This is a genomic window from endosymbiont of unidentified scaly snail isolate Monju, from assembly GCF_000801295.1.
In the GTDB taxonomy this organism is placed as follows: domain Bacteria; phylum Pseudomonadota; class Gammaproteobacteria; order Chromatiales; family Chromatiaceae; genus MONJU.
Genome location: NZ_AP012978.1, coordinates 2,370,087 through 2,393,337, shown reverse-complemented (window position 1 = coordinate 2,393,337; position 23,251 = coordinate 2,370,087). Strand labels below are relative to the sequence as shown.

The window sequence follows — 23,251 nt, the reverse complement described above, 5'->3', positions numbered from 1 at the left end:
CAGCCTCCCCATCTCATGGGGGAGGAGAAGGTGCACTTGTTCAGTTTCCCGAGGGTGACCGGGATTGCAGCTGTCGAAGACCTTGTGTGCTTCGTGGTCTTGGTGGTGAAACCGAATTGAACTGAGGCAAGAGCCAATGGCCGAGATACACAAACTCGACTCCTCCGACGGGGACTTCATGCAGCGCCTCGATGCCCTGCTGGCCTGGGATTCGGTCTCGGATGCCGGGGTCAACCAGGTGGTGCAGGAGGTCATCGCCGAGATCCGCGCGCGCGGCGACGCGGCGCTGATCGACTACACCAACCGCTTCGATGGCTGGCAGGCTGGTGACGCGGCCGATCTCGAGGTGCCGCTGGCGCGCCTGGAGCAGGCGTGGCACGCCATCCCCGCCGAGCAGCAGCAGGCGCTCAAGCACGCCGCCGACCGGGTGCGCGCCTATGCCGAACACCAGAAGCTCGCCGGCTGGGAGTACACCGAGGCCGACGGCACCCTGCTCGGCCAGAAGGTCACCCCGCTCGACCGGGTCGGGCTGTACGTGCCCGGAGGCAAGGCGGCCTATCCCTCCTCGGTGCTGATGAACGCCCTGCCGGCCAAGGTTGCCGGCGTGGGTGAACTGATCATGGTGGTGCCCACTCCCGGCGGCGAGTTCAACGAGCTGGTGCTGGCCGCGGCCTTCGAGTGCGGCGTGGACCGGGTGTTCCGCGTCGGTGGCGCCCAGGCCGTGGCCGCGCTGGCCTATGGCACCGAGTCGGTGCCCGCGGTGGACAAGATCGTCGGCCCCGGCAACATCTATGTGGCCACCGCCAAGCGCACCGTGTTCGGCCAGGTCGGCATCGACATGGTCGCCGGCCCTTCCGAGATTCTGGTGATCTGCGACGGCAAGACCGATCCGGAGTGGATCGCCATGGACCTGTTCTCGCAGGCCGAGCACGACGAGGACGCCCAATCCATCCTGCTCTGTCCCGACGGCGAATTCCTGGACCAGGTCGAGGCCGCCATCGACCGCCTGCTGCCCGGCATGCAGCGGCGCGAGATCATCGAAACGGCGCTGCGCACCCGCGGTGCCCTGATCCGCGTGCGCGACCTCGACGAGGCCGCCGAGGTGGCCAACCACATCGCGCCCGAGCACCTGGAGCTGTCAGTGGAGAACCCGCGCGAATACGCGGAGAAGATTCGCCATGCCGGCGCCATCTTCATGGGCCGCCATACCTCCGAGCCGCTGGGCGACTACTGCGCCGGCCCCAACCACGTGCTGCCCACCTCGCGCACCGCGCGCTTCAGCTCGCCGCTGGGTGTCTATGACTTCCAGAAACGCTCCAGCCTGATCCTGGTCTCGCCCGAGGGTGCCGACACCTTGGGGCGCACCGCGTCCACCCTGGCGCGCGGCGAGGGCCTGGAGGCGCATGCGCGCTCGGCGGAGTATCGTCTGAAGGATCGTGGTCGGCCCTGATGGGCACGGGCTGCGGCCTTTGCCCATCCTACGTGCTCGGAATGGATATGAAATCCAGGAGGGTCTGTAGGATGGGCAAAGCGTAGCGTGCCCATCGAGGAGTTACACCGGCGCACTCTCCAACGCGATCCACAGCCCGCTGCCCAGGGTGAACAGGCCGATGGTGGCCTGCAGGCCGTTGTGGGCCCAGGTCAGGCGCCGGCCGGTGGCCTTCAGCGGCCAGGCGATGACCACCGAGACGGCGCCCATGCCGAGGATGGAGCCGATCCCGAACACCAGCATGTAGAGCATGCCCAGCCAGGGGTCGTGCAGGGTCTGCAGGGTGAGCAGGATCAGTGCGGCCGAGCCGGCCATGCCGTGCACCAGGCCGACCAGCAGGGCGCGCAGCGGGAAGCCCTGCGGGTGCTCGTGCCGGTGTGCGTCCGTGTCGTGGGCGCGTTGTCCCTGGTGGGAATGGGCATGGAAGTGCACGGTGCCGTCGTTGTGGCGATGCACGTGGAAGTGCACCCGCTCGCGCCACAGGCGGCGCAGCACGTCGATGCCGAGCCCCACCAGCATCAGGCCGACGGCGAACTCCAGCCAGTGCGCCAGCCGCTCCGGCATCACCGTATCCATCCACAGTACCACCGAGCCGAAGAGGAACAGGGTGAGGGTGTGGCCCAGGCCCCAGGTGGCGCCCAGGCGCACGGTCTGGCGCAGCGAAGGCGAACGGGTGGCCAGCGAGGCCACGGCGGCGAGGTGATCGCTCTCCAGGGCGTGGCGCATGCCGATCAGCAGGCTCATCAACAGGACGCTCAGGATGGTCATGGGGAGTCCTCAGCAGATTCTCGGGAGTTGTTCGCCAACCAGCAGATCGACGATGCGTTCGCCACCGAAGCCGGTGTGCAGGATCACGCTGCCGGCGGGCGACTCGGTCACCTCGCCGATGATGGCGGCGTCGCGCCCGGCCGGGTGGGCGCGCATGGCCTCGAGCACGGGCTCGGCGTCCTCGGGTGCGACGATGGCCACCAGCTTGCCCTCGTTGGCCAGGTACAGCGGGTCCAGGCCGAGGATCTCGCATACCCCGCGCACCGTATCGCGGATCGGCACGGCCGTCTCCTCGATGTGCAGCGCACAGCTGCTGGCGGTGGCGAACTCGTTGAGTACCCCGGCGAGTCCCCCGCGGGTGGCGTCGCGCAGGCAGTGGATGTCGGGGCAGGCGGCGAGCATGGCCTCCACCAGGCCACCGAGTGGCTGGCAGTCGGTCTCCACCGGGTTGTCCAGCGCCAGCTCGCCCCGGGCATCGACGATGGCCGCACCGTGATCGCCGATCCAGCCGTTGACCAGGATGCGGTCACCCGGTCGGGCACGTGCCGCGCGGATGTCCACCCCGGCAGGGATGACCCCGATGCCGGCGGTGTTGATGAACAGCTTGTCGGCCGCGCCCCGGTGCACGACCTTGGTGTCGCCGGTGACGATCTGCACCCCGGCCTCGTCGGCGGTGGCCTTCATGGAGGCGACCACCCGACGCAGGGTGTCCAGCGGCAGGCCCTCCTCGAGGATCATCCCGCAGGAGAGGTACAGTGGGCGGGCGCCGCCGACGGCCAGGTCGTTGACCGTGCCGGTGATCGCCAGCTTGCCGATGTCGCCGCCGGGAAAGAACAGCGGATCGACGACGTAGCTGTCGGTGGTGAAGGCCAGGCGGTCGCCGCGCGCGACCAGGGCATCGAGTTCCAGTCGTGCCTGGTCCTCGAGCGCGGCCAGCAGGTCGTTGCCATAGCCGCCGACGAACAGCGTGTCGATCAGCTCACGCATCGCCCGCCCGCCGGCGCCGTGCGCCAGGGTGATGGTTCCGTTCATCCTGCCTGCCCTCGCTGTGCCTCGACGGCCAGGCGGCCGTACTGGTAGTAGGCGGCGCAGGTTCCCTCGGAGGAGACCATGAGCGCGCCCATCGGTGTCTGCGGGGTGCACTGGCGCCCGTAGACCTTGCACTCCCAGGGGCGGATCACGCCCTTGAGCACCTCGCCGCACTGGCAGGAGCGCGGATCGGCGATCTTCAGGCTGGGCACCGGGAACTTGCGTTCGGCGTCGAAGTGCGCGTATTCCTCGCGCATGCGCACGCCCGAATGGTCGATCGAGCCCAGGCCGCGCCACTCGAAGAACTCGCGCAGCTCGAAGACCTTGGCCACCGCTTCCAGGCCGGCGCTGTTGCCCTCGGGCGGCACGATGCGCCGGTACTGGTTCTCGACCTCGCAGCGGCCCTCGGCGAGCTGGCGGATCACCATCCACAGCGATTGCAGGATGTCGAGTGGCTCGAAGCCGGTGATGACGATGGGCTTGCCGTAGTCTTCGGCGACGAAGCGGAAGGGCGCCTCACCGACCACCATGCTCACGTGTCCCGGTGCGAGGAAGGCGTCGATCTGCATGTCCGGCGAATCGAGGATGGCCTTGATGGTCGGCACCGTGGTGATGTGGTTGCAGAACAGTGAGAAGTTGTCGATGCCCTCGCGCTCGGCCGCCAGCACGGTGAGCGCGGTGCTGGGCATGGTGGTCTCGAAGCCGAGTGCGAAGAAGATCACCTCGGGACGCTCGGCCAGCGCCACGCAGTCGTCCACCCGCCCCATCGGCAGCACGCACACCGGGCAGCCGGGGCCGTGCACCAGCTCGATGGCCCCGGGCAGCATCTGCTCCAGGCCGTAGCGGAAGATGGTGTGGGTGTGTCCCCCGCAGAATTCCATGATTTGCAGCGGCCGCTCGTCTGCGCGCGGAATGTGCGGCAGCAGGGTCTCGATCTCGCGGATCAGGGCGCGTGCCTTGTCCGGGTCGCGGAACTCGTCGACGAATTTCATGATGTCTTCCCTCCCGCATGCCCGCGGCTGTCGGCGAGCAGTGTGTGTGTCAGATCCCAGAGGATGTGGTAACAGGCCACGTGCACTTCCTGCACACGGTGGATGGAGTCGGTCTCGACCACCAGGCAGTGGTCCAGCAGGCCCGAGGCGCGCATCTCGCCGCCGTCACCTCCGGCGAAGCCGATGGTCAACAGGCCCAGTTCGCGGGCACGGGCGAAGGCACGCATCAGGTTGGCGGAATTGCCGCTGGTGGAGAAGCCGGCCAGGGCGTCGCCGGCGCGGGCATGGGCCTCGAGTTGGCGCACGAAGACATGCTCCACGCCCACGTCATTGGCCACCGCCGAGCACATGGCGGCGTCCATGACCAGGTTCATCGCCGGCAGCGCGGGCCGCCCGGTGGTCACCGGGTGCTGGAACTCCACTGCCAGGTGGGCCGCATCGCAGCTCGAGCCGCCGTTGCCCATGGTGAACAGGCGCCCGCCTTCACGGTAGCGTGCGGCCAGGTCGCGGGCACAGGCGATCAGCGCCTCGGTGTTGCGCGCGAAGAAGTCCTGCTTGACCTCCACGCTGTGCGTGGCCTTGCGGCGCACCGACTCGCACAGCGCCTCCTGCTCGGCCTGCGGGTCCTTGGCGCCGCCGGCGAGAAAGGGGTAGAGGGCGTCGAGGGTATCGTTCATGCTGGCGCCTCGCTGGCGCGCATGGTCGCGAGTTCGGCCTCCACCTCGCCGAGCTGGTCGAGCAGCGCGAGTGTCTTGCGCGCCTCGGCCTCGTCGATGCGGCTCATGGCGAAGCCGACATGCACCAGCACCCAGTCGCCGACGCAGGCCTCGGGCGGGTGCGCGTCATCGACGATGCAGGCGATGTTGATCTCGCGGCGCACGCCGGAGACGTCCACCCGCGCCAGCAGGTTTTCGTGATCGACGATCTCCACGATCTGTCCCGGAATGCCCAGACACATGATTCCTACCTCCGTTGCTCGCGCAGGCGCGCCGCCGCAATGCAGGCCTGGCCGAGCGCCAGCCCCCCATCGTTGGCAGGTACCTGCCGGTGAATAAGTACTTGCAGATCTGCCGCACGCAGGCGCTCGCAGAGCTGCTCGGCCAGCAGCCGCGCGGCCAAGTTGCGCCAAGGTTCGCGCATGGCCTGCGCGCCGCCGGGCAGGGCCGCCGGACGCAGCCGCGCGATTCGGCGGAAGTCCCGGTAGTCGCCAACCAGCAGTTCACCGCCCCAGCCGCTGCCGTCCTCGCCGTGGCCGATGCCGTCGAGCACGATACCCAGCGAGGGACCGGCATCCGCCGGCACGCCGTGCTCGGCCAGGCAGGCGGCCAGGTGGGCGTGATGATGTTGCACGGTGATCAGCGGCAGGCCCTCGCGCGTGGCCCGGTCGCGGCCCCAGGCACTGCTGCGGTAGCCGGGATGGCCGTCGATGGCGATGGCCTGGGGGCGGTGTGCGAACAGCCTGGCAAAGCGTTCGAGCTGGTCCTGCCAGTCGCGCCAGGTGTCGGCCTGCTCCAGGTCTCCGATGTGCTGCGAGAGGGTGGCCTGCCCCTCGCGCAGCAGGCAGAAGGTGTTCTTCAGCTCGCCGCCGAGGGCGAGCAGCGGCGGGGCGTCCTCCAGCCCCGGCGGCAGGGGCAGGGGCGTGGGCGCGAAGCCGCGTGCACGGCGCAGGGGCGCGGGTGTGCCATCGATCAGGCGCAGCACCGAGTCGTCCACGCGGTTGACGATGGCGCGGTCGTGCAGCAGGAAGGCGTCGGCGATCGCGCCCAGTCTGGCGAGTGCTTCGTCGTTGTCGGTGCACTGGGGGCGGCCCGAGGCGTTACCCGAGGTGAAGACCAGCGGGGTGTCGAAATGCCGCGCCAGCAGGTGATGCAGTGGCGAATGGGGCAGCATGAAGCCCAGTGCGCCGCTACCGGGAGCGACGGCCTCGGGCAGTTGCTCGGGGCCGGGGTGCTCGAGCAGCACGATGGGGGCGGCGCGGTCCTCCAGCGCGCGCTGCTCGGTGGTGGAGAGGGTGCGGTAGCGTGCGATCACCTCGAGGTCGCGCGCCATCAGCGCCAGCGGCTTGCGCGGCCGCCGCTTGCGCTGGCGCAGTGTCTCGAGGGTGTCGATGCGTGCCAGCGGGGGCGGATCGCGGCGCAGCCGGGTCATGAAGTCGTCGATCTCGGCGGCCAGGCCGTGCAGGCGGATCGCCACGCCGTCACCATCGTTGAGGACCTCGCCGGACAGGCCCAGCGTGCGCGCCAGCCGCCACACCGCCGGGCGGAAGCCCACGCCCTGCACGATGCCACGCACACGGATGCGCCAGGTGGTCGGTTGGTCGGTGGCGAGGCGGCTCAGGGCGTTCATCTCAGTGCACCGTGCAGACCATGCAGGGGTCGAAGGAGCGCACCACGTGCTGGATGGCCACCGCGTCGCGCCCGTCTGGCCCGACGGCCAACCCGACGAGCGCCTGCTCCAGCGCGCCAGGGGTGCCTTCGGCGTCGCGCGGCGAGAAGTTCCAGGTGGTCGGGGCGATGATCTGGTAGTTGAGGATGCGCCCGTTGCGTATCCGCAGCCAGTGGCCCAGGCTGCCGCGCGCGGCCTCCACCAGCCCGGCACCCTCGGCCTCGTCGGGGACCGGGGCGTCGAGGCAGAAGGGCTCGCGCGGGCGCAGCTCCAACACCCAGTCTTCCATTACCGGCACCAGGCGCGCCAGCTCCAGCAGGCGCGCGATCACGCGGTTGCGCACATTGCCACCGCTCTGGGCGACCAGGGCGCGGATCAGCGGGTGGTCGTCGATCAGCTGGCGAGCCAGTGCGCCGGTCTCCATCACCTGGCCATCCAGGCGCGGCGCCTTGCACCAGCTGTAGGCCCCGGGCTTGTCGGCGGCTGGCAGGGTGGCGCCTTCGCGTGGATGGCGCGGGCCGTTCTGCGACCGCATCCAGCTGCAGCTCACGTCCTCGCGGATGGCCGAGGGATCGAGCGCACCGCGTTCGCCATCTGCCCAGGTGCCGCGCGCGAACAGGTGGCCATCGGCCTGTGCGTAGGCGCCGAAGCTCAGGAAGCGGTCGGGGCCGCGGCCGATGGTGGCGAGATCCAGCGCCCCGGCGACCTGCAGGAAACGCCCGAAGTCGCTGTCGGCGTGACGTTCGGCCCAGTCGTCCAGCGCGTCGGGGGAGTCCAGCGCAGCGACCGATTCGAGTGCGTCGCCGAACAGGGTGGTCTCGAGGAACTGTCGGAACTGGCCGACGATCTGGCGCAGGCGGATGCGCTCCTGGGGCTCGAGCGGGCGGGTCGAGCCGCCGGGCTGGATGCTCAGGCTGTGCGGCCACTTGCCGGCGAGGATGCCGGTCAGGTGCAGGAAGGCTGCACGCGCAGGCAGCACCTCGCGTGCGCAGCGTCCGGTCTGCGCGCGAAAGCGTTCCGTAATGGCCGCGTGCCAAGGGTGATCGGCGTAGGCCTCGCGCGCGAAATCGGGCATGAAGAACAGGTAGAAATGGGTCAGGTGATCGGCCAGGTTCTCGCAGGCGAGCACCAGGTTGGTCGCCAGGCGGCCGTTGTCGGGCATCTCGAGCCCCATGGCCTCGCGCAGCGCGGAGGCCGCGGCCACCGACTGCGAGACCGAGCAGATGCCGCAGATGCGAGGGGTGTGTAGACCAGGGCGTCGCGTGGGTCGCGGCCGTGCAGGATCTGTTCGAAGCCGCGGAACAGGGGCGAGTTGACCCAGGCGGCTTTGATACGGCCGTCTTCGATCTCGACCTGCACCTCGAGATCGCCCTCGACACGGTTGAAAGGACCGTATAGCCGCCGGCTCATGGTCGCCTCCGCCGGCCGCCGGTGGGCGGCACCTCGATGTGTTCGGCCACCGCGTTGCGGCGCAGACGTTCGGGGATGGCGGCCTTGGCCAGCGAGGCCAGGGCCACGAACCAGGCCTTGGGCATATCGCTGGGCAGGCCGATCGGAATACCCCCCAGCTTGGGCGTCTCCTGGAAGGGGTGATTGGGGGTTTCGAAGGCCGGTGCGGTGCAGTTGATGCAGGCATAGCCGCCCTTGAGGCAGGAGCCGCCGCCGTTCCAGGGGCGGATATTGCAATCGGCGCGCGCCTGGGTGCCCAGACAGCCCATGTGCTCCATCATGCAGCCCTGATCGCCGGGCTTCTCGGCGCTGGCCTTGAATTCGTAGTACTCGTTGCGCGGGCAGCCGTGGTGGACCAGATGATCGGTGTAGTTGCGCGGGCGGTGGTATTCGTCGAGTGCGTCTTCGTCCAGTTCATCCAGCGCCAACTGTGCCAGGCAGTCGAGTACCCAGCCGGGGTGGATGGGGCAGCCGGCAATGTTGATCACCGGCAGGCCGCCGGCAGCCTGCCAGTCCTCGCCAAGCAGGCCGCCGGGGTGTTCGCCCGTGTATTGCAGGCCACAGGCCTCGCCGGGGTTGTCGCCGGCAGCGGTGATGCCGCCGAAGGCCGCGCAACTGCCGATGGCGACCACGTGGCGCGCCAGCCCGGCCAGTTCACGAAGCCAGTCGCGCATGGGGCGGCCGCTGCCGGCGAGCAGGTGGAAGCGGCCGGTGCCGTCCGGGCCTTGCATCACCGAGCCCTCGAGGCAGAGGATGTCGAGGCGTTGTTCGCCGCGCGAGATGCGTCCGAGCAGGTCGAGAAACTCCTCGGCACTGGCCTCGCTCAAGGAAGGGTGCCAGAGCAGTTCGATGTCCGACAGTTCGAGTGCACCGTAGAGATCGGGGTGCTCGGCATCGAGCAGCGACATGCTGCAACCGCCGCAACCGCCGCAACCGCCGCAACCGCCGCAACCGCCGCAACCGCCGGATTGGAGCCAAAGCAGAGTGAGGCGCTCGCTCATGTGCTCGTGCCTCCGTGTTCCAGCGGCAGGGAGAGCACGAACTCGGCGCCGCCTTCGGGATGGTTGGTTGCGCTCAGGTCGCCGCCGCACTGCTCGGTGGCCAGGCCGTAGCTGATGTACAGCCCCAGCCCGGTGCCCTTGCCGATCTCCTTGGTGGTGAAGAAGGGATCGAAGATGTGCAGCAGGTGTTCTTCGGGGATGCCGGGACCGTGGTCGCGGATGTGGACCTCGACGCGGTTTGGCTGCCGGATCACGTGGATGTCGAGCCGCGGTTGCGGCAGGTCCTCCATGGCGTCGATGGCGTTCTGCACCAGGTTGATCAGGATCTGATGCACATGGCCCTCGCTGCCGTGCACCGGCAGTTCTTCGGGCATGTCGAAGTACAGTTCGGGTGTGGTGCGCGTGGTCTTGGCTACCCAGGTGACGGCGTTCTCGACCAGCCGGCTCAGGTCGAACCAGTTCTGCCCCTGGTGATTGGGCGTGGCGAAGCGGCGCAGGTTCTGCACGATGGTGCTGACCCGCTCGGCGCCCTCGAGCGAGCCGTCGATCAGGGGGCCGATGTCCTTGAGCAGGCGGCCTTCGTAGCGCTTGAGTGCGTGCATGTTGCCGAAGACGAAACTGATGGGGTTGTTCAGCTCGTGCGCGACCCCGGCCACCAGGCGGCCGAGCGAGGCCATCTTCTCGGATTGCACCAGTTGGCGCTGGGCATCCTTGAGGCGCTGGTGGGCGTCCTGCAACTCGCGGTAGGCGCGGCGCAGCTCGCCGAGCTGACGACCGGTGATGACCATGCCGGAGAGCACGCCGTTGCTGTCGTAGCGTGGGCTGCAGTTGATGGCGATGGGCACTGCCTCGCCATCGGCGCCGAGCATCTCGGCCTCGCAGTCGGTGATGGCATGGTCGCGCACCCTCTGCGGAAACTCGCGCACCATATTCACCGAGTCGCCGGTGAACAGGATGGTGATGTCCCGCTCGAGCAGTTCCTCTGCGCGCTTGCCGGTCATGTCCAGCATGGCCTGGTTGACGCGCTGGATGCGGCCGTTGATGTCGGCCACCACCAGCACGTCGGACATGGCCGAGAGTACCGAGTCGATGAAGTGCTGGGCCTCCTCGAGCTCCTCGTTCTTGTGCTCGAGTTCGACCTGGTAGTGCACCAGGTCGGCATAGATGGTGTCCATGCGGCGGATGACCTCGACCCAGGCCTCTTCGCCCAGGCCTCTTCGCCCAGGCCGCCCGAGGACAGGGCCTGGTCGGCCAGTTCGGTGAAGGTGGTGCTGTCATTGACTGGTTCGCTGCGGTGCATCAGGGTTCACCTGCTTCCTTGCGCGGGGTCTGTTCGGTAACGGCGTCGAGTTGTTCGACCTTCTGCAGGCCGTAGCGCTCGAGCTTGCTGCGCAGGCCTACCCGCGACAGTCCCAGTTCCTGGGCGGCACGGGTCTTGTTCCAGCGGTGACGGATCAGGGTTTCCTTGAGGATCATGGCTTCCAGGCACTCGATGCGTTCCTTGAGCGTGCCCTGCATGCTGGTAAGCAGTGCCATGTCGGAGGCGGCCTCCTCGGGGGTGGCGCGCAGCACGTGCGGCGAGATGAGTTCGGCGCCCAGCCAGTCGTCGCGTCCGAGCACCAGCATGCGCTTGATCTCGTTCTGCAGCTCGCGCACATTGCCCGGCCAGTGGTAGGCCTGGAGGCAGGACGGGGCCTCGTCGGTGAAGCCCTTGACCTGCTTGCCGAGTTGCTCCATGGCCTCGGCGAGGATGTGGTCGGCGAGCAGCGGGATGTCTTGCGGATGTTCGCGCAGCGGCGGCATCTCGATGGTGAAGGTGGCGATGCGGTAGTAGAGGTCCTGGCGGAAGCGGCCGGCGCGGACTTCTTCCTCGAGATTGCGGTTGGTCGCGGCGATCACGCGTACGTCGATCTTGCGCCGGGTGCTGCTGCCGACAGGACGGATTTCGCCTTCCTGCAACACGCGCAGCAGCTTGACCTGGAAGGCCGGGCTGATCTCGCCGATCTCGTCGAGGAAGATGGTGCCGCCGTTGGCGCGCTCGAGCAGGCCGACCCGGTCTTCCACCGCGCCGGTGAAGGCGCCGCGCTTGTGGCCGAACAACTCGGACTCGAGCAGGTCGTCCGGGATGGCGCCGCAGTTCTCCACCACGAAGGGGTGGTCGCGACGCAGGCTGTTGTAGTGCAGGGCCCGTGCGCACAATTCCTTGCCGGTGCCGGACTCGCCGGTGATCAGTACGTTGACGTCATAGGGGGCGACGGTGCGGATCTTCTCGCACACCGCGTTGAGGCAGCTGTCGGCGCTGCGCACGATGCCCTGCACATCGGCGAAGCGGGATTGCAGTACGCGTCGCTTGTCCTCGATGGCGCGCGCCAGCGTGCTGGGTTTGACCCGCAGCTCGATGGCCAGTTGCTCGTTCTGGCGTTGCAGGTTGAACATGTCCACCGCGTTGCGCAGCTTGAGCAGCAGATCCTCGGGGTGCCAGGGTTTGCTGATGTACTGGTAGATCCCGCTCTCGTTGATCGAGTCGATGATGTCGCCGCTGTCGGCGTAGCCGGAGATGATCATGCGGATCACCTCAGGCCATTCCTCGCGCACCTGGGCGAGGAATTCCACGCCGCTCATCTCCGGCATGCGCTGGTCGCACAGCACCACCTGCACCCATTCGCGCTCGAGGATCTGCCGTGCCTGGCTCACCGTGGTGGCGGTGAAGACGTCGAACTCCTCTTCGAGGATGCGCTCGAGCGCCTCGACCGAGCGCGGTTCGTCGTCGATCACCAGGATGGTGGGCAGGGTTTCCATCTCAGGCTGCGCTTCCCGTCGGCGCATGGCCGATCTGTCGCGCCTCGCGTTGCAGGCGCAGCCAGCGGTACCAGTCGTCCAGGCCTTCGCCGCTGCGCGCCGAGACCTGGAGGACCTGGATGCCGGGGTTGATGCGCCGTGCGTATTCGATGCAGCGCGCCACGTCGAAGTCGAGATGCGGGAGCAGGTCGATCTTGTTGAGCAGCAGCAGCCCGGCGGCGGCGAACATGTCGGGATACTTGATCGGTTTGTCCTCGCCCTCCGTGACCGAGAGGATGGCGACCTTGTGCGCCTCGCCCAGGTCGAAGGCGGCGGGACAGACCAGGTTGCCGACGTTCTCGATGAACAGCACCGAGCCGGCTTCGGGGTCGAGGTGCTCGAGTGCATGTCCCACCTGGTGGGCATCCAGGTGGCAACCCTTGCCGGTGTTGATCTGGATGGCGCGCGCGCCGGTGGCACGGATGCGCTCGGCGTCATTGGCGGTTTCCTGGTCGCCCTCGATCACGCTCATGGGGATCTCTTCGCGCAGATCCTCGAGGGTGCGGGTGAGCAGGCTGGTCTTGCCCGCGCCGGGACTGGAGACCAGGTTGAGCGCCAATACCCCGCGCGCGGCCAGCCAGCCGCGGTTGGCCGCGGCGTAGCGGTCGTTCTTGGACAGGATGTCCTGCTCGATCTGCACCATGCGTGCCTGGCTGAGTCCGGGGGCGTGCGCGCGCGCCGGCCCCTGCCCGTAGTGATGGTGGTCGTGCCCGTGATCATGAGCGTGAGCGTGGTCGTGGGCATGGGAATGTTGATGGGCGTGGTCGTGACCTTCGTCGTGGCGATGCTCCTCGCCCTCGATCCGGGTTTCGCCGTCGCCGCAGCCGCAGACAGTACACATGGTTATTCCACCTCCAGTTCCTTGATGCGCATCTCGTCGCCGCCTGTGACCTGGATCTGGTAGCTGCCGCAGTCGGGGCAGGGATCGTGGCGTTGGGAGATGCTGATGGTCTTGGCACAGGGCGGGCACCAACCCTGTCCCGGTGTCTCGATGATGTGCAATTGCGCGTGTTCGGCCAGAGTGCCCCGGGTGACCACGTCGAAGCTGAAGCGCATGGCCTCGATCTCGACGCCGGCCAGTGTACCGATCTCCAGCCAGACCTGCTTGACCCGGGTATAGCGCTGGGCCTCGGCCTGGTCCTCGAGGACCTGCACGATGCCCTCGCACAGTGACATTTCATGCATGGGCGGCCTCCGGCAGGGTGTCGGGTTCGTCGATGCCGATGTCGAAAGCCACGCAGGGATCGATAGCGCGCACGATGCGGGCTGCCAGCCGGTACAGGGTCGTGCGGTCGTCGGTCTCGATGCGTGCCAGCCAGCGCGCGGCCAGGCCGCGCGGATGGAAATTCCACTCGGTCGGCGCGAGGATGCGATAGTCGCTCACCCGGCCATCCGTCACCTTTGCGTGATGCACCAGCAGGCCGCGCGAGGTCTCGGCGCAGGCCAGTCCCGCGGTGCGGAACAGGCTGTCGTCCACGGCTTCGGGGGACGCCAGGTTGCGGCACAGGCGGGCCAGGGTGCGCAGGCGTGCGGCCAGATGTCGTCCCAGCGGAGGCAGCGGGGTGTCGGGCCCGGCTGGCGGTTCCTCGGTGGCTGGGCCGGTGTGGCGGCAGCCGTCATCCAGCGCGGGGCAGGCGACAAAGCGTGCGGCATCGGTTGCTGCGAGCGCCCGGGCCACTGCCTCCAGGTCGTCGCGACGCAACGGCTGGACTGTGGGTTCGGGAACGACAGGCAGCGCATGGGTGTCGCGCAGCAGGCGGGCGGGCAGGGTGCTTTCTTGCAGCGCCCAGGTGCGCAGTCCGGTGTCATCGAGCGCCAGAAAGTCGCCGGCCGGCATGCCGAGCACGTTCGTCTCGACCCAGGTGAGCAGTTCGCGCCGGGTGCCGGTTTCGTGTGGTGTGGCGAGCTGGCGGCTGGCCAGGGCGAGCGCCGGGGCCAGCTCGCCGGCCGCCGGGGTCTGCTCACTGGCCTCGGGCCAGTGCATGAACAAATAGAGCAGGTGCTCGCGCAGGTTTTCGATCTGTACGCGGCGCCGTGTCTCGGTCGCCGGGAGGCTGTCGGGGTACAGCGCCAGCCGGGCTGCCGCGGCGTGTGCCTGGCCGCAGAGGGTGTAGAGCCGTGGCAGCAGGGTCAGCACCTCTTCCGGGGTGCGGCCCGTGAACAGCCGGGAAACCTCCAACAGGCGCCCGGAGTGGAGGGTCACGCCGGTGACGCGGTGCCCGTCCCAGTGCAGCTGGCAGTGCAGGTGTTGGTCGTGCAGCGCCATGCTCATTCTCTCATTCTCCGCCGCTGAACGGGCCACGCAGCATCTCGCGGCGGCTCACCGGGCGCTCCAGGCGGCGTTCGACCACGGTCTCGACCGGTGTGGGTGTGGCTGCTTCGGGCGCCTCCTCGGCGGGGGCGAGCAGGGCCTCGAGCGCGGCCTCGGCGGTGGCCACCGCGGCCTCCATGTCGGCGAGCTCGAACATGGGGGAGAACAGCGAGCAGCTCTGGTAGCGCCCCAGCCCTTCCTCGTGGCCGACGATGAAGTCGTATTCGCCAGCAGGAAAGCGGTGGCGCACGGTGCTGCCCACCGGCAACTCCTGCCAGCCGTCGCCCTCTTCGGGCAACAGCACCAGGTTCATGAACCAGGGGGTGATGAGCACGCCGAGAAAGGCACCGTCGCGCGGATGGAAGCCGACGGCCTGCACCCGCAGCCGGGGGTTGATCACCGGCACACCGTCCATGCGTTGTGCCTGGATCTGCGTGAACACCCGCTCCAGTCCGCCCGCCAGGGTGTTGGCCATGCCGCTCATCGGTCCTCCAGGATCACCATGAATTGCTCACGGGCGCCCTCGCATTGCGGGCAGCGCCAGTGATCGGGGAGCTGGCTGAAGGGCGTGCCGGGTGGGATCTGCCAGTAGTCGTCCCCCTCGGCGGGGTCATAGACGTACCAGCAGACTTTGCACTCCATGCGCGCATCGTCAGGGATGCGCGTATTGTCGCCCATGTAGGAGCCTTCGAAGGTTTTCATGCGTAGAGCTCCGCGATTTCGTTCACGCGCTCGGCCGGGGCTTCGATGTCTTCGGGCGCGGCCAGCGCTACCGAGGGGATGTCCACGATCTCGATGGTGTTGAGGATCAGCGCGTCCTGCGAGTTGTAGTACTTGATCCACCACAGGCCGGGGAAGGCGGTGCTGCCGATGCGGCAGTTGCCGTAGCCGCGCGAGAGGATGGTCACCGGCCCCGCGCCCAGGCGTTCGCCGAGCACGATCAGGTCTTCATTGGTGAGCGGCAGCAGGGTGAGGTTGATGACATGCGCCGGGTCGCCGGGCTGATGCGAGGCGAGCTGGTCGGAGATCTCCACCAGCAGGGCGGGCGCGTTCTGTACGCCCTCGGGCAGGCCTTCGAGCGAGGTGTCGAGGTGGCGGTCGTCCGCCGTGCGGGCGCTGCGCACCGCCGCGGGGATATCGGCGATCTCCAGGGCGTCGTCGAGCAGGCGGTTGCCGGCGTCGAGGGTCTGCACCCGCCACACGCCGGTGAGCACCGACTCCTGGATCTGGATGCGATGCCCGTCCTGCTCGACGGTGATGCTGACCTCGCCCTCGCCGAGGATCTGGGCGAGCAGGTCGCGTTCGCGTGCCCCCAGGCCGTTCATGTCGAGGCGGATTGCCGGATCGCCGCAGCGGTAGTGGCCGATCGCTGCCTTCAGGTCGAGCAGCAGGCGGCGCGCAGCCGGCAGATCGGCGATGTCTTCGGGCTCGGGCAGGCTGATCAGGTCGTGCCGGAACATGCCGCGCGGCATGTTCATGAATTCGAATTGGTCGCCGTCGTCGGGTTGGCTGCCGGGGCCGATGCCGACTACGGGGATGTCGATGGGTTTCATTGGGTTCCTCCTCCGGGCGTTCGTCAGGCGCCGACCACCGGCACGCCCACCCCCGGCGGGCGGGTCGGCTCGGCGGTGAGCAGTTCGTCGATGCGTTCCAGGTAGACGTGCCAGTCCTGGATGCGGCTGATCGCGCCCAGGTAGTCGCGGCCGCGCAGGAACACCAGGGTCGGCCACTGGGCGAAACCGTAGCGCTCCTGCAGGGCCTTTTCGTCGGCGCGGGCCACGATGACCGGGTGCAGGCGCGCGCCGTAGTGGGCGACCAGTTCGGGCAATACCACCGCGACATCCAGGGTTTCGGGGTATTTTTTCGGGTCTTCGGTGAAGAACAGCACGTTCACTCGGTCGTCTGCGGGCAAGGCGTCGATGTCGGCGGCGCCGAGCATCGGGTAGCCGTAGTCGTCGATCAGGCGCTGGATCAGCGGTGGTGTGGCGGATTCGGCGTGGGCGGTGGCCGGGTTCATGAGTTCTCCTCGGTGGTCTGTCGTTGCACTTGCGCGGCGAGATGCGGCGGCAGTTCGGGTTCACGGTCGATCAGGTCGGCGAACAGGGCCTCGATGCCGGCGGTTTGGCCACGCATCACCTGTTCGACCGCTTCGATGGCGGCCAAGTTCTGGCGCGCTGTGGTCTCGTCGATAACCTCGCGCGCGGCGTCGAGAAAGGTCATCACCCAGGTGCCCGGCGGCTGCTCGCCGACCAGGGTGAGATCGATCTGGCGCTCCTCGCCCTGGTGGACGCAGGTCGCCTGCAGGCCCTCGCTGTGCAGGATCTGCATGGGGATGCCGATACACATCAGTCGTCTCTCCGGTGGTCTATGCACACGCTCAGGCGTGGGCCGTCGAATTCGACAGGTTTGGGGTCGAAGCGCACGTCGTCGCGCGCGAGGATGCGGGCATCGCCGAGACGCGGCGCGGCCTCTTCCGGTGGGCGGTCGCGCTCGTAGGGTTCGAGATCGATCTGCGGCGGGGTCAGGCGCGCATCCTCGGGCAGCGGGGTGGCGCGCGGCCGGGCGACGACGCCGAGCGCGCCCAGCCAGTCCAGTGCGGCTTCGATGGCCGGTTCGATCTGCGCGCGCACCACGGGGCGCAGGCTCCCGCCGTAGTCTTCGAGTTCTTTGGGCTGCACCCCGACCAGCAGCAGGCGCTCGGGATAGTCGCCGAGCAGTTGCGCCATCGCCAGCACTTCCTGGAAGCCGGTCTGGTGCAGGCTCATCTTCTTGGCGCCCATGAATTGCGGCACCGCGTCATCCTCGATGCATTTCAGGGTGCCCGGGGGCAGGCCGTAGTCGATGGCGTCGAACACCACCAGGTAATCGGCGGACTGCACGTGCTGGACCAGGTAGATGCCCTGGGTGCCGCCATCCATCAGGGTGACGTTGTCGGCGAAGGTGTAGCGCTGGTTGAGCGTCTCGACCGCACGTACGCCGAAACCCTCGTCGGCCCAGAGGATGTTGCCGATGCCGAGAATCAGTACCTGCTTGTCTGTCGGTTCGTTCATGTCGGTGGTCGTTTGCTTTACGGCGGGTGTCTCAGTTGTGAGCAAGAGCTGGGCCAACTGGGGTCGAGTGCAGCGCAGGCGGCAGCTTTTCTGTCGTTTTGGCCGCGATCGCTGTTCATCGGGGTGTTTTGACCGGAAGAAATCCTTCCGGTTCATTGGCTGAAGTGGCAGGCGTGGGGACGCTCTGGAGTGATTGGTCGCCATTGGAAGCGGACTTTCCATCGCGGGCGGGTGGTGGACAGGGAGGGTGACAAATTTGTCGCCGGAAGTTTTGGAGAGAGGATGGCAAGTAGCGGTTTTATATCAGATTTTTTCTGTTGGCACGGGTTTTGAAAGGCCAAAGCGACCCAAAGGGGGTACCGAACCGAGAATCCGGAGGAATCCAAGCGATGACCGAAACCTTTTACGAAGTGATGCGGCGGCAAGGGATATCCCGACGCAGTTTCCTCAAGTTCTGCAGTCTCACCGCTGCGGCACTGGGGCTGGGGCCGGAGTTCGCCGGCAAGATCGCCCACGCGATGGAGAACAAGCCGCGCATTCCCATCCTTTGGCTGCACGGTCTTGAATGCACCTGCTGTTCCGAGTCGTTCATCCGTTCGGCCCACCCCCTGGCCAAGGACGTGATCCTGTCCATGGTCTCGCTGGACTACGACGACACCATCATGGCGGCGTCCGGGCACCAGGCCGAGGCCATCGTCGATGAGATCGTCGAGAAGTACAAGGGCAACTACATCGTGGCGGTCGAGGGTAATCCGCCGCTCAACGAAGACGGCATGTATTGCATCGTCGGCGGCAAGCCCTTCGTCGAACAGCTGCGTTACGCGACCGAGCACTGCAAGGCCATCATCTCCTGGGGGTCGTGCGCGTCCTATGGTTGCGTGCAGGCGGCCAAGCCCAACTCGACGCGGGCCACGTCGGTGCACAAGGTCATCACCGACAAGCCGATCATCAAGGTGCCGGGCTGCCCGCCCATCGCCGAGGTGATGACCGCGGTGGTCACCTACATGCTCACCTTCGAGCGCATGCCCGAACTGGACCGCCAGGGGCGGCCCAAGATGTTCTACAGCCAGCGCATCCACGACAACTGCTACCGCCGGCCGCATTTCGACGCCGGCCAGTTCGTCGAGTCCTGGGACGACGAGGGCGCGCGCAAGGGCTACTGCCTGTACAAGATGGGCTGCAAGGGGCCGACCACCTACAACGCCTGTTCCACCATTCGCTGGAACGAAGGGACCTCGTTCCCCATCCAGGCCGGGCACGGCTGCATCGGCTGTTCCGAGGATGGCTTCTGGGACAAGGGTTCCTGGTATGCCCGTCTGACCGATATCAACCAGTTCGGCATCGAGAGCAACGCTGATGCCGTGGGTGGAGGCGTGGCCGCCGTGGTGGGCGGCGCGGTTGCCGCCCATGCCGCCGTGAGCGCCGTCAAGCGTGCCGCCAACAAGGGAGAGGAGTGATCTAAATGAGCGTCATCAAGACACCCAACGGTTATACCCTGGACAGCAGCGGTCGGCGCGTGGTCGTCGATCCGGTGAGCCGTATCGAGGGTCACATGCGTTGCGAGGTCAACGTGGACGAGAACAACGTGATCCGCAACGCGGTGTCCACCGGCACCATGTGGCGCGGCCTCGAGGTGATTCTCAAGGGGCGCGACCCGCGCGACGCCTGGGCCTTCGTGGAGCGTATCTGCGGCGTGTGCACCGGCTGTCACGCGCTCACCTCGGTGCGCGCGGTGGAGGATGCGCTGGGCATCCGCATCCCCAAGAATGCGCACCTGATCCGCGAGATGATGGCCAAGACCCTTCAGGTCCACGACCACGTGGTGCACTTCTATCACCTGCACGCGCTCGACTGGGTGAACCCGGTCAACGCCCTGAAGGCCGACCCCAAGGCGACCTCGGTGTTGCAGCAGAGCGTCTCGCCGCGCCACCCGCTCTCCAGTCCCGGTTACTTCCGTGACATCCAGACGCGCATCCGCAAGTTCATCGAGTCGGGTCAGCTGGGTCCCTTCAAGAATGGCTACTGGGACAACCCGGCCTACAAGCTGCCGCCCGAAGCCGACCTGATGGCGGTGGCCCATTATCTCGAGGCGCTGGATCTGCAGAAGGAGTTCGTCAAGGTTCACACTGTCTTCGGCGGCAAGAACCCGCACCCCAACTACCTGGTGGGTGGCGTGCCCTGCGCGATCAACATGGACGGCGATCTTTCGGCCGGTGCCCCGCTGAACATGGAACGGCTCAACTTCGTGCGCGCGCGCATCCAGGAGATGGTGGACTTCTGCAAGAACGTCTACCTGCCCGATGTCATCGCCATCGCCAGTTTCTACAAGGACTGGCTCTATGGCGGCGGTCACGGTGCGATCAACGTCATGGACTATGGTGCCTATCCCAAGGTCAACTACGACAAGTCCACCGACCAGCTGCCCGGCGGCGTCATCCTCAATGGCAACTGGGACGAGATCTACGAGATCGATCCGCGCGACCCCGAGCAGGTGCAGGAGTTCGTGGCGCATTCCTGGTACAGCTATCCCGACGAGTCGGTCGGCCTGCATCCCTGGGACGGCATCACCGAGCCGAACTATGAGCTGGGACCGAAGACCAAGGGCACCCGTACCAACATCCAGGAGCTCGACGAGAGCGCCAAGTACTCCTGGATCAAGGCCCCGCGCTGGCGCGGCCATGCGGTCGAGGTCGGCCCGCTGTCGCGCTACACCCTGGCCTATGCGCACGGCGTCGAATACGTGCGCAACCAGGTGGATACCAGTCTGGCCGCCTTCAACCGTCTGGCGGGCACCAATCTGGATGTCAAGACCGCGCTGAACTCCACCATCGGCCGCACCCTGGCGCGTGCGCTCGAGGCCGAGTACTGCGCCGACATGATGGTGGACGACTGGAACGAGCTGATTGCCAATATCAAGGCCGGCGACACGGCCACCGCCAACATGGAGAAGTGGGATCCCTCGACCTGGCCGAAGGAGGCCAAGGGCGTGGGTACCGTGGCCGCGCCGCGCGGAGCGCTGGGGCACTGGATCCATATCAAGGACGGGCGCATCGAGAACTACCAGTGTGTAGTGCCCACTACCTGGAACGGTTCGCCGCGTGATCCGGCCGGCAACATCGGCGCTTTCGAGGCCTGCCTGCTGAACACGCCGATGGAGCGCCCGGACGAGCCGGTGGAAATCCTGCGCAGCCTGCACAGCTTCGATCCCTGTCTCGCCTGTTCCACGCACGTGATGAGCGAAGACGGCGAGGAGCTGACCGAAGTCAAGATCCGCTGAGCGACCAACCGACCGCGGCCCCGCAAGGGGCCGCTCGATGGAGGACAAGTCCATGACAAGCAAAGCAGCCAGGGTACATGCCGAGCCGGCGGTGTATGTCTACGAGGCACCGGTGCGCCTGTGGCACTGGGTCAATGCGCTGGCGATCACCGGGTATTTCATCGGTAGCCCGTTGCCCAGCATGCCGGGCGAAGCCATCGACAACTTCCTGATGGGGTATATCCGCTTCGCTCACTTCGCGGCGGGCTACGTGGTCGCCATCGGTTTCCTGTTCCGCATCTACTGGGCGTTTATGGGCAACGAGCACGCGCGGCAGATCATTCTGCCTCCTCTGTTCAGTGCGGAGTGGTGGAAGGGGGTAATCCACGAGGTGCGCTGGTACCTTTTCCTGACAAAAGAACCGAAGAAATACATCGGTCACAATCCACTGGCCCAGCTGGTGATGTATGTGGTGTTCGTCTGGGGCATCGTGTTCATGATCGTGACCGGCTTCGCGCTGTACGGGGAGGGTACGGGCATGGGGTCCTGGCAGTACGAACTGTTCAGTGCCTGGGTGATTCCCCTGTTCGGCCAGAGCCAGGATGTGCATACCTGGCATCACCTGATCATGTGGTACATCATCGTCTTCGTCATCATTCACGTGTACGTCGCGGTGCGCGAGGACATCATGTCGCGGCAGTCGATCATCAGTTCCATGATCAGCGGCTGGCGCACCTTCAAGGACACCCGCAGAACCGAGGGTGACGAGTTCTGATCGACCTTCAGGGAGCTTCCGAAGACGTACTCCCCCCCCCCCCGTCCCTACGAGGGGGGGCGGTCGGAGGCTTCCAGGTGCAATCTCTTCCGGTCTGGCGCGATTTCCAATCGCGCCTTTTTTTCTATTAACCCGACACCAATCCATGTCGCCCTCAGCCACCACGAGCGCGACCGTGGCGAGGCGCCGTGCCGAAGGCAGGGTACATTCCCTGTCGAGGTGCGGCAACGAAGTCCACGGAGGCGCTCGTGGTGGCCAGACCGGTTGAATGTCAAAAGGATCGGGACGTCAGATATAGAAGCCAGCACGTTGTTGCGCTTCTTGCCAATGGAATGACCATTGCCCGCGAAGCGCGCCGCGTTCTGACTTCTGTCTGATGTCCTGAGGATGGCATGGATTGGTACCGGGTCACATAGTCAGGCAGGGTAAACTGGCGCTCCCGATTCATCACCGAGCACGGCCCATGAGCGACACCATCGATAAACTGGTCTCCCATTGGATTCGCCCCGAGATCCGTGCCCTGTCCGCCTACCATGTGCAGGATGCGGCCGGATCGATCAAACTGGACGCCATGGAGAACCCCTGGACCTGGCCGGACGCATTGCGCGAGGAATGGGTGACGTTGCTGCGGCAGACCGACGTCAACCGTTATCCCGACCCGGCGGCACGCGCGCTCACCGACCGCCTGGCCGAGACCATGGGGGTGCCCGAGGGCATGCGGGTGCTCCTGGGCAACGGTTCGGATGAAATCATCCAGATGCTGGGCATGGCGCTGGCTGCGCCGGGGCGCTGCGTGCTCTCGGTCGATCCCGGGTTTGTCATGTATCGCATGATCGCCACCTTCTGTGGCATGCCCTACGTGGGAGTGCCCTTGCGTGCCGACGATTTTGCGCTCGACCTGCCGGCCTTGCGCCAGGCGATGGAGGAGCAGCAGCCGGCAATCGTCTATCTGGCCTGTCCCAACAACCCGACCGGGAACCTGTTCGACGAAGCGGCGGTGCGCGAGGTCATCGAGGCCGCACCTGGGCTGGTGGTGATCGACGAGGCTTATGCGCCCTTTACCGACACTACCTTCATGGGCGTCCTGGGCGAGTACGACAACCTGCTGGTGATGCGCACTGTCTCCAAGATGGGGCTGGCCGGCCTTCGCCTGGGCTTTCTCGCCGGCCCGCCGGCCTGGCTGGAAGAGATCGACAAGGTGCGGCTGCCCTACAACATCAATGTGCTCACCCAGGTGAGCGCCGAGTTCGCCCTGCGCCACAAGGCGGTGTTCGATGAGCAGACCGCGCGCATCCGCACCGAGCGCACGCGCCTGGCCGAGGCGCTGGCAGCGCTGCCGGGTGTGACGGTCTTTCCTTCCGAGGCCAACTTCCTGCTGGTTCGCACCCCAGCCGGGCGGGCGAGCGCCTGGTTCGAGGGTCTGAAGGGGCGTGGCATCCTCATCAAGAGCCTGCACGGTGCCCACCCGCTGCTCGAGGACTGCCTGCGCATCACCGTCGGTCGCCCCGAAGAGAACGAGGCGGTGGCAGAGGCGCTGGCGGCCCTGGCTGGGCACTGATCGAGTTCGCGGCGAGGGCGCCGCTCCTACCGTAGGAGGCCCGTCCGCGGGCCGAAAGGTTCAGCCGGCGTCCTCGCAGGTGCAGGCGTAGGGAAGGGGTTCGCGGGCGCTGCGCAGGCGTTGCAGCAGGTCGTCGCGGTCGCCCTGGAAAACGGCGATCAGCGGATCGTTGCGCTCGAACAGCTCGTGGGCCAGCGCATCGGCGGCAGGCAGGCGCTCGTCGTGGCCACGATCGAACAGGGCGCGGCACACCGGGCAGCGTTCCAGTACCCCGGTGCGGCAGGCGATCTCCCGGGCCACCTCGTCGCGTTTCTGCTCTTCGGTCTTCAGGAAGTCGAACAGCCCCATTC

24 protein-coding genes and 1 pseudogene are annotated in these 23,251 nt (G+C 67.0%); 5 read left to right on the top strand and 20 right to left on the bottom strand.

Annotation, left to right across the window (positions count from 1 at the left end; genetic code table 11):
• Nucleotides 1–136: 136 nt before the first annotated feature.
• Complete coding sequence (hisD, locus tag EBS_RS11560; protein ID WP_043108823.1) at nt 137–1,450, top strand: histidinol dehydrogenase; 1,314 nt, start codon at nt 137–139, stop codon at nt 1,448–1,450.
• Between the two features lie 102 nt (nt 1,451–1,552).
• On the opposite strand, the gene EBS_RS11555 is transcribed toward hisD, so the two are convergent.
• The 19 genes and pseudogenes from EBS_RS11555 to EBS_RS11465 all read right to left on the bottom strand — a co-directional run bounded on the left by EBS_RS11555 (nt 1,553) and on the right by EBS_RS11465 (nt 17,312).
• Nucleotides 1,553–2,251: a sulfite exporter TauE/SafE family protein gene (locus EBS_RS11555; protein WP_043109787.1), complete on the bottom strand. Its 699-nt coding sequence runs from the start codon at nt 2,249–2,251 to the stop codon at nt 1,553–1,555.
• Nucleotides 2,252–2,266: 15 nt separating this feature from the next.
• A complete protein-coding gene (hypE, locus tag EBS_RS11550) occupies nt 2,267–3,289 on the bottom strand; it encodes a hydrogenase expression/formation protein HypE (RefSeq protein WP_043108822.1) in 1,023 nt (340 codons plus the stop codon).
• Complete coding sequence (hypD, locus tag EBS_RS11545; protein WP_043108821.1) at nt 3,286–4,278, bottom strand: hydrogenase formation protein HypD; 993 nt, start codon at nt 4,276–4,278, stop codon at nt 3,286–3,288. Before hypD ends, hypE begins: the two co-directional genes overlap by 4 nt.
• Nucleotides 4,275–4,955, bottom strand: a complete 681-nt coding sequence (locus EBS_RS11540) for a D-sedoheptulose-7-phosphate isomerase (RefSeq protein WP_043108820.1) — start codon at nt 4,953–4,955, stop codon at nt 4,275–4,277. The genes hypD and EBS_RS11540 overlap by 4 nt, the downstream gene beginning before the upstream one ends.
• Nucleotides 4,952–5,236 carry a HypC/HybG/HupF family hydrogenase formation chaperone gene (locus EBS_RS11535; RefSeq protein WP_043108819.1) on the bottom strand — a complete coding sequence of 95 codons (285 nt, stop codon included), beginning with the start codon at nt 5,234–5,236 and terminating at the stop codon, nt 4,952–4,954. The genes EBS_RS11540 and EBS_RS11535 overlap by 4 nt, the downstream gene beginning before the upstream one ends.
• A 5-nt stretch (nt 5,237–5,241) precedes the next feature.
• A complete protein-coding gene (locus EBS_RS11530) occupies nt 5,242–6,624 on the bottom strand; it encodes a Sua5/YciO/YrdC/YwlC family protein (RefSeq protein ID WP_052199553.1) in 1,383 nt (460 codons plus the stop codon).
• A 1-nt stretch (nt 6,625) separates the two neighbouring features.
• Nucleotides 6,626–8,073 (bottom strand): annotated as a pseudogene (locus EBS_RS11525) (nickel-dependent hydrogenase large subunit).
• Nucleotides 8,070–9,113 carry an NADH-quinone oxidoreductase subunit B family protein gene (locus EBS_RS11520; RefSeq protein ID WP_043108817.1) on the bottom strand — a complete coding sequence of 348 codons (1,044 nt, stop codon included), beginning with the start codon at nt 9,111–9,113 and terminating at the stop codon, nt 8,070–8,072. Before EBS_RS11520 ends, EBS_RS11525 begins: the two are co-directional and overlap by 4 nt.
• Nucleotides 9,110–10,288, bottom strand: a complete 1,179-nt coding sequence (locus tag EBS_RS11515; protein WP_081999956.1) for a sensor histidine kinase — start codon at nt 10,286–10,288, stop codon at nt 9,110–9,112. The genes EBS_RS11520 and EBS_RS11515 overlap by 4 nt, the downstream gene beginning before the upstream one ends.
• Nucleotides 10,289–10,412: 124 nt before the next feature.
• A complete protein-coding gene (locus tag EBS_RS11510) occupies nt 10,413–11,912 on the bottom strand; it encodes a sigma-54-dependent transcriptional regulator (RefSeq protein WP_043108815.1) in 1,500 nt (499 codons plus the stop codon).
• 1 nt (nt 11,913) lies between these two features.
• Nucleotides 11,914–12,792, bottom strand: coding sequence for a hydrogenase nickel incorporation protein HypB (gene hypB, locus EBS_RS11505; protein WP_043108814.1), 879 nt, complete (start codon nt 12,790–12,792; stop codon nt 11,914–11,916).
• A gap of 2 nt (nt 12,793–12,794) precedes the next feature.
• Complete coding sequence (hypA, locus tag EBS_RS11500; RefSeq protein WP_043108812.1) at nt 12,795–13,136, bottom strand: hydrogenase maturation nickel metallochaperone HypA; 342 nt, start codon at nt 13,134–13,136, stop codon at nt 12,795–12,797.
• Nucleotides 13,129–14,223: a nickel-dependent hydrogenase large subunit gene (locus EBS_RS11495; protein WP_043108811.1), complete on the bottom strand. Its 1,095-nt coding sequence runs from the start codon at nt 14,221–14,223 to the stop codon at nt 13,129–13,131. The genes hypA and EBS_RS11495 overlap by 8 nt, the downstream gene beginning before the upstream one ends.
• A gap of 4 nt (nt 14,224–14,227) precedes the next feature.
• Entirely contained in the window at nt 14,228–14,746 is a 519-nt protein-coding gene (gene hybE / locus EBS_RS11490; RefSeq protein WP_052199551.1) for a [NiFe]-hydrogenase assembly chaperone HybE, read from the bottom strand.
• Nucleotides 14,743–14,964: a rubredoxin gene (locus EBS_RS11485; RefSeq protein ID WP_043108810.1), complete on the bottom strand. Its 222-nt coding sequence runs from the start codon at nt 14,962–14,964 to the stop codon at nt 14,743–14,745. Before EBS_RS11485 ends, hybE begins: the two co-directional genes overlap by 4 nt.
• Nucleotides 14,961–15,815, bottom strand: coding sequence for a hydrogenase expression/formation protein (locus EBS_RS11480; RefSeq protein WP_043108809.1), 855 nt, complete (start codon nt 15,813–15,815; stop codon nt 14,961–14,963). Before EBS_RS11480 ends, EBS_RS11485 begins: the two co-directional genes overlap by 4 nt.
• A gap of 23 nt (nt 15,816–15,838) precedes the next feature.
• Nucleotides 15,839–16,279 (bottom strand): thioredoxin domain-containing protein, encoded by a 441-nt coding sequence (locus tag EBS_RS11475; protein ID WP_052199550.1) that lies wholly within the window; start codon nt 16,277–16,279, stop codon nt 15,839–15,841.
• Nucleotides 16,276–16,608, bottom strand: a complete 333-nt coding sequence (locus EBS_RS11470) for a HypC/HybG/HupF family hydrogenase formation chaperone (protein ID WP_043108808.1) — start codon at nt 16,606–16,608, stop codon at nt 16,276–16,278. The genes EBS_RS11475 and EBS_RS11470 overlap by 4 nt, the downstream gene beginning before the upstream one ends.
• Nucleotides 16,608–17,312, bottom strand: coding sequence for a HyaD/HybD family hydrogenase maturation endopeptidase (locus tag EBS_RS11465; protein ID WP_043108807.1), 705 nt, complete (start codon nt 17,310–17,312; stop codon nt 16,608–16,610). Before EBS_RS11465 ends, EBS_RS11470 begins: the two co-directional genes overlap by 1 nt.
• 389 nt (nt 17,313–17,701) lie before the next feature.
• Between EBS_RS11465 and EBS_RS11460 the strand changes: the two genes are divergently transcribed.
• From EBS_RS11460 to hisC, 4 genes are all read left to right on the top strand, one after another.
• Nucleotides 17,702–18,769 (top strand): hydrogenase small subunit, encoded by a 1,068-nt coding sequence (locus EBS_RS11460; protein WP_043108806.1) that lies wholly within the window; start codon nt 17,702–17,704, stop codon nt 18,767–18,769.
• A 5-nt stretch (nt 18,770–18,774) separates the two neighbouring features.
• Nucleotides 18,775–20,589, top strand: a complete 1,815-nt coding sequence (locus tag EBS_RS11455) for a nickel-dependent hydrogenase large subunit (protein ID WP_043108805.1) — start codon at nt 18,775–18,777, stop codon at nt 20,587–20,589.
• A 52-nt stretch (nt 20,590–20,641) separates the two neighbouring features.
• Complete coding sequence (gene cybH, locus EBS_RS11450; protein ID WP_043108804.1) at nt 20,642–21,343, top strand: Ni/Fe-hydrogenase, b-type cytochrome subunit; 702 nt, start codon at nt 20,642–20,644, stop codon at nt 21,341–21,343.
• Between the two features lie 463 nt (nt 21,344–21,806).
• Nucleotides 21,807–22,901, top strand: a complete 1,095-nt coding sequence (gene hisC / locus EBS_RS11445; protein WP_043108803.1) for a histidinol-phosphate transaminase — start codon at nt 21,807–21,809, stop codon at nt 22,899–22,901.
• 60 nt (nt 22,902–22,961) lie between these two features.
• Here the strand turns inward: hisC and EBS_RS11440 are convergent, their stop codons facing one another.
• Nucleotides 22,962–23,249 (bottom strand): hypothetical protein, encoded by a 288-nt coding sequence (locus tag EBS_RS11440; RefSeq protein WP_043108802.1) that lies wholly within the window; start codon nt 23,247–23,249, stop codon nt 22,962–22,964.
• Nucleotides 23,250–23,251: the final 2 nt, after the last annotated feature.

Bases quoted from the DNA above. Each gene is read 5' to 3' on its own strand.
- hisD (WP_043108823.1), top strand. From the start codon at position 137: ATGGCCGAGATACACAAACTCGACTCCTCCGACGGGGACTTCATGCAG.
- hypE (WP_043108822.1), bottom strand. From the start codon at position 3,289: ATGAACGGAACCATCACCCTGGCGCACGGCGCCGGCGGGCGGGCGATG.
- hypD (WP_043108821.1), bottom strand. From the start codon at position 4,278: ATGAAATTCGTCGACGAGTTCCGCGACCCGGACAAGGCACGCGCCCTG.
- EBS_RS11540 (WP_043108820.1), bottom strand. From the start codon at position 4,955: ATGAACGATACCCTCGACGCCCTCTACCCCTTTCTCGCCGGCGGCGCC.
- EBS_RS11535 (WP_043108819.1), bottom strand. From the start codon at position 5,236: ATGTGTCTGGGCATTCCGGGACAGATCGTGGAGATCGTCGATCACGAA.
- EBS_RS11530 (WP_052199553.1), bottom strand. From the start codon at position 6,624: ATGAACGCCCTGAGCCGCCTCGCCACCGACCAACCGACCACCTGGCGC.
- EBS_RS11520 (WP_043108817.1), bottom strand. From the start codon at position 9,113: ATGAGCGAGCGCCTCACTCTGCTTTGGCTCCAATCCGGCGGTTGCGGC.
- EBS_RS11515 (WP_081999956.1), bottom strand. From the start codon at position 10,288: ATGGACACCATCTATGCCGACCTGGTGCACTACCAGGTCGAACTCGAG.
- EBS_RS11510 (WP_043108815.1), bottom strand. From the start codon at position 11,912: ATGGAAACCCTGCCCACCATCCTGGTGATCGACGACGAACCGCGCTCG.
- hypB (WP_043108814.1), bottom strand. From the start codon at position 12,792: ATGTGTACTGTCTGCGGCTGCGGCGACGGCGAAACCCGGATCGAGGGC.
- hypA (WP_043108812.1), bottom strand. From the start codon at position 13,136: ATGCATGAAATGTCACTGTGCGAGGGCATCGTGCAGGTCCTCGAGGAC.
- EBS_RS11495 (WP_043108811.1), bottom strand. From the start codon at position 14,223: ATGAGCATGGCGCTGCACGACCAACACCTGCACTGCCAGCTGCACTGG.
- hybE (WP_052199551.1), bottom strand. From the start codon at position 14,746: ATGAGCGGCATGGCCAACACCCTGGCGGGCGGACTGGAGCGGGTGTTC.
- EBS_RS11485 (WP_043108810.1), bottom strand. From the start codon at position 14,964: ATGAAAACCTTCGAAGGCTCCTACATGGGCGACAATACGCGCATCCCT.
- EBS_RS11480 (WP_043108809.1), bottom strand. From the start codon at position 15,815: ATGAAACCCATCGACATCCCCGTAGTCGGCATCGGCCCCGGCAGCCAA.
- EBS_RS11475 (WP_052199550.1), bottom strand. From the start codon at position 16,279: ATGAACCCGGCCACCGCCCACGCCGAATCCGCCACACCACCGCTGATC.
- EBS_RS11470 (WP_043108808.1), bottom strand. From the start codon at position 16,608: ATGTGTATCGGCATCCCCATGCAGATCCTGCACAGCGAGGGCCTGCAG.
- EBS_RS11465 (WP_043108807.1), bottom strand. From the start codon at position 17,312: ATGAACGAACCGACAGACAAGCAGGTACTGATTCTCGGCATCGGCAAC.
- EBS_RS11460 (WP_043108806.1), top strand. From the start codon at position 17,702: ATGACCGAAACCTTTTACGAAGTGATGCGGCGGCAAGGGATATCCCGA.
- EBS_RS11455 (WP_043108805.1), top strand. From the start codon at position 18,775: ATGAGCGTCATCAAGACACCCAACGGTTATACCCTGGACAGCAGCGGT.
- cybH (WP_043108804.1), top strand. From the start codon at position 20,642: ATGACAAGCAAAGCAGCCAGGGTACATGCCGAGCCGGCGGTGTATGTC.
- hisC (WP_043108803.1), top strand. From the start codon at position 21,807: ATGAGCGACACCATCGATAAACTGGTCTCCCATTGGATTCGCCCCGAG.
- EBS_RS11440 (WP_043108802.1), bottom strand. From the start codon at position 23,249: ATGGGGCTGTTCGACTTCCTGAAGACCGAAGAGCAGAAACGCGACGAG.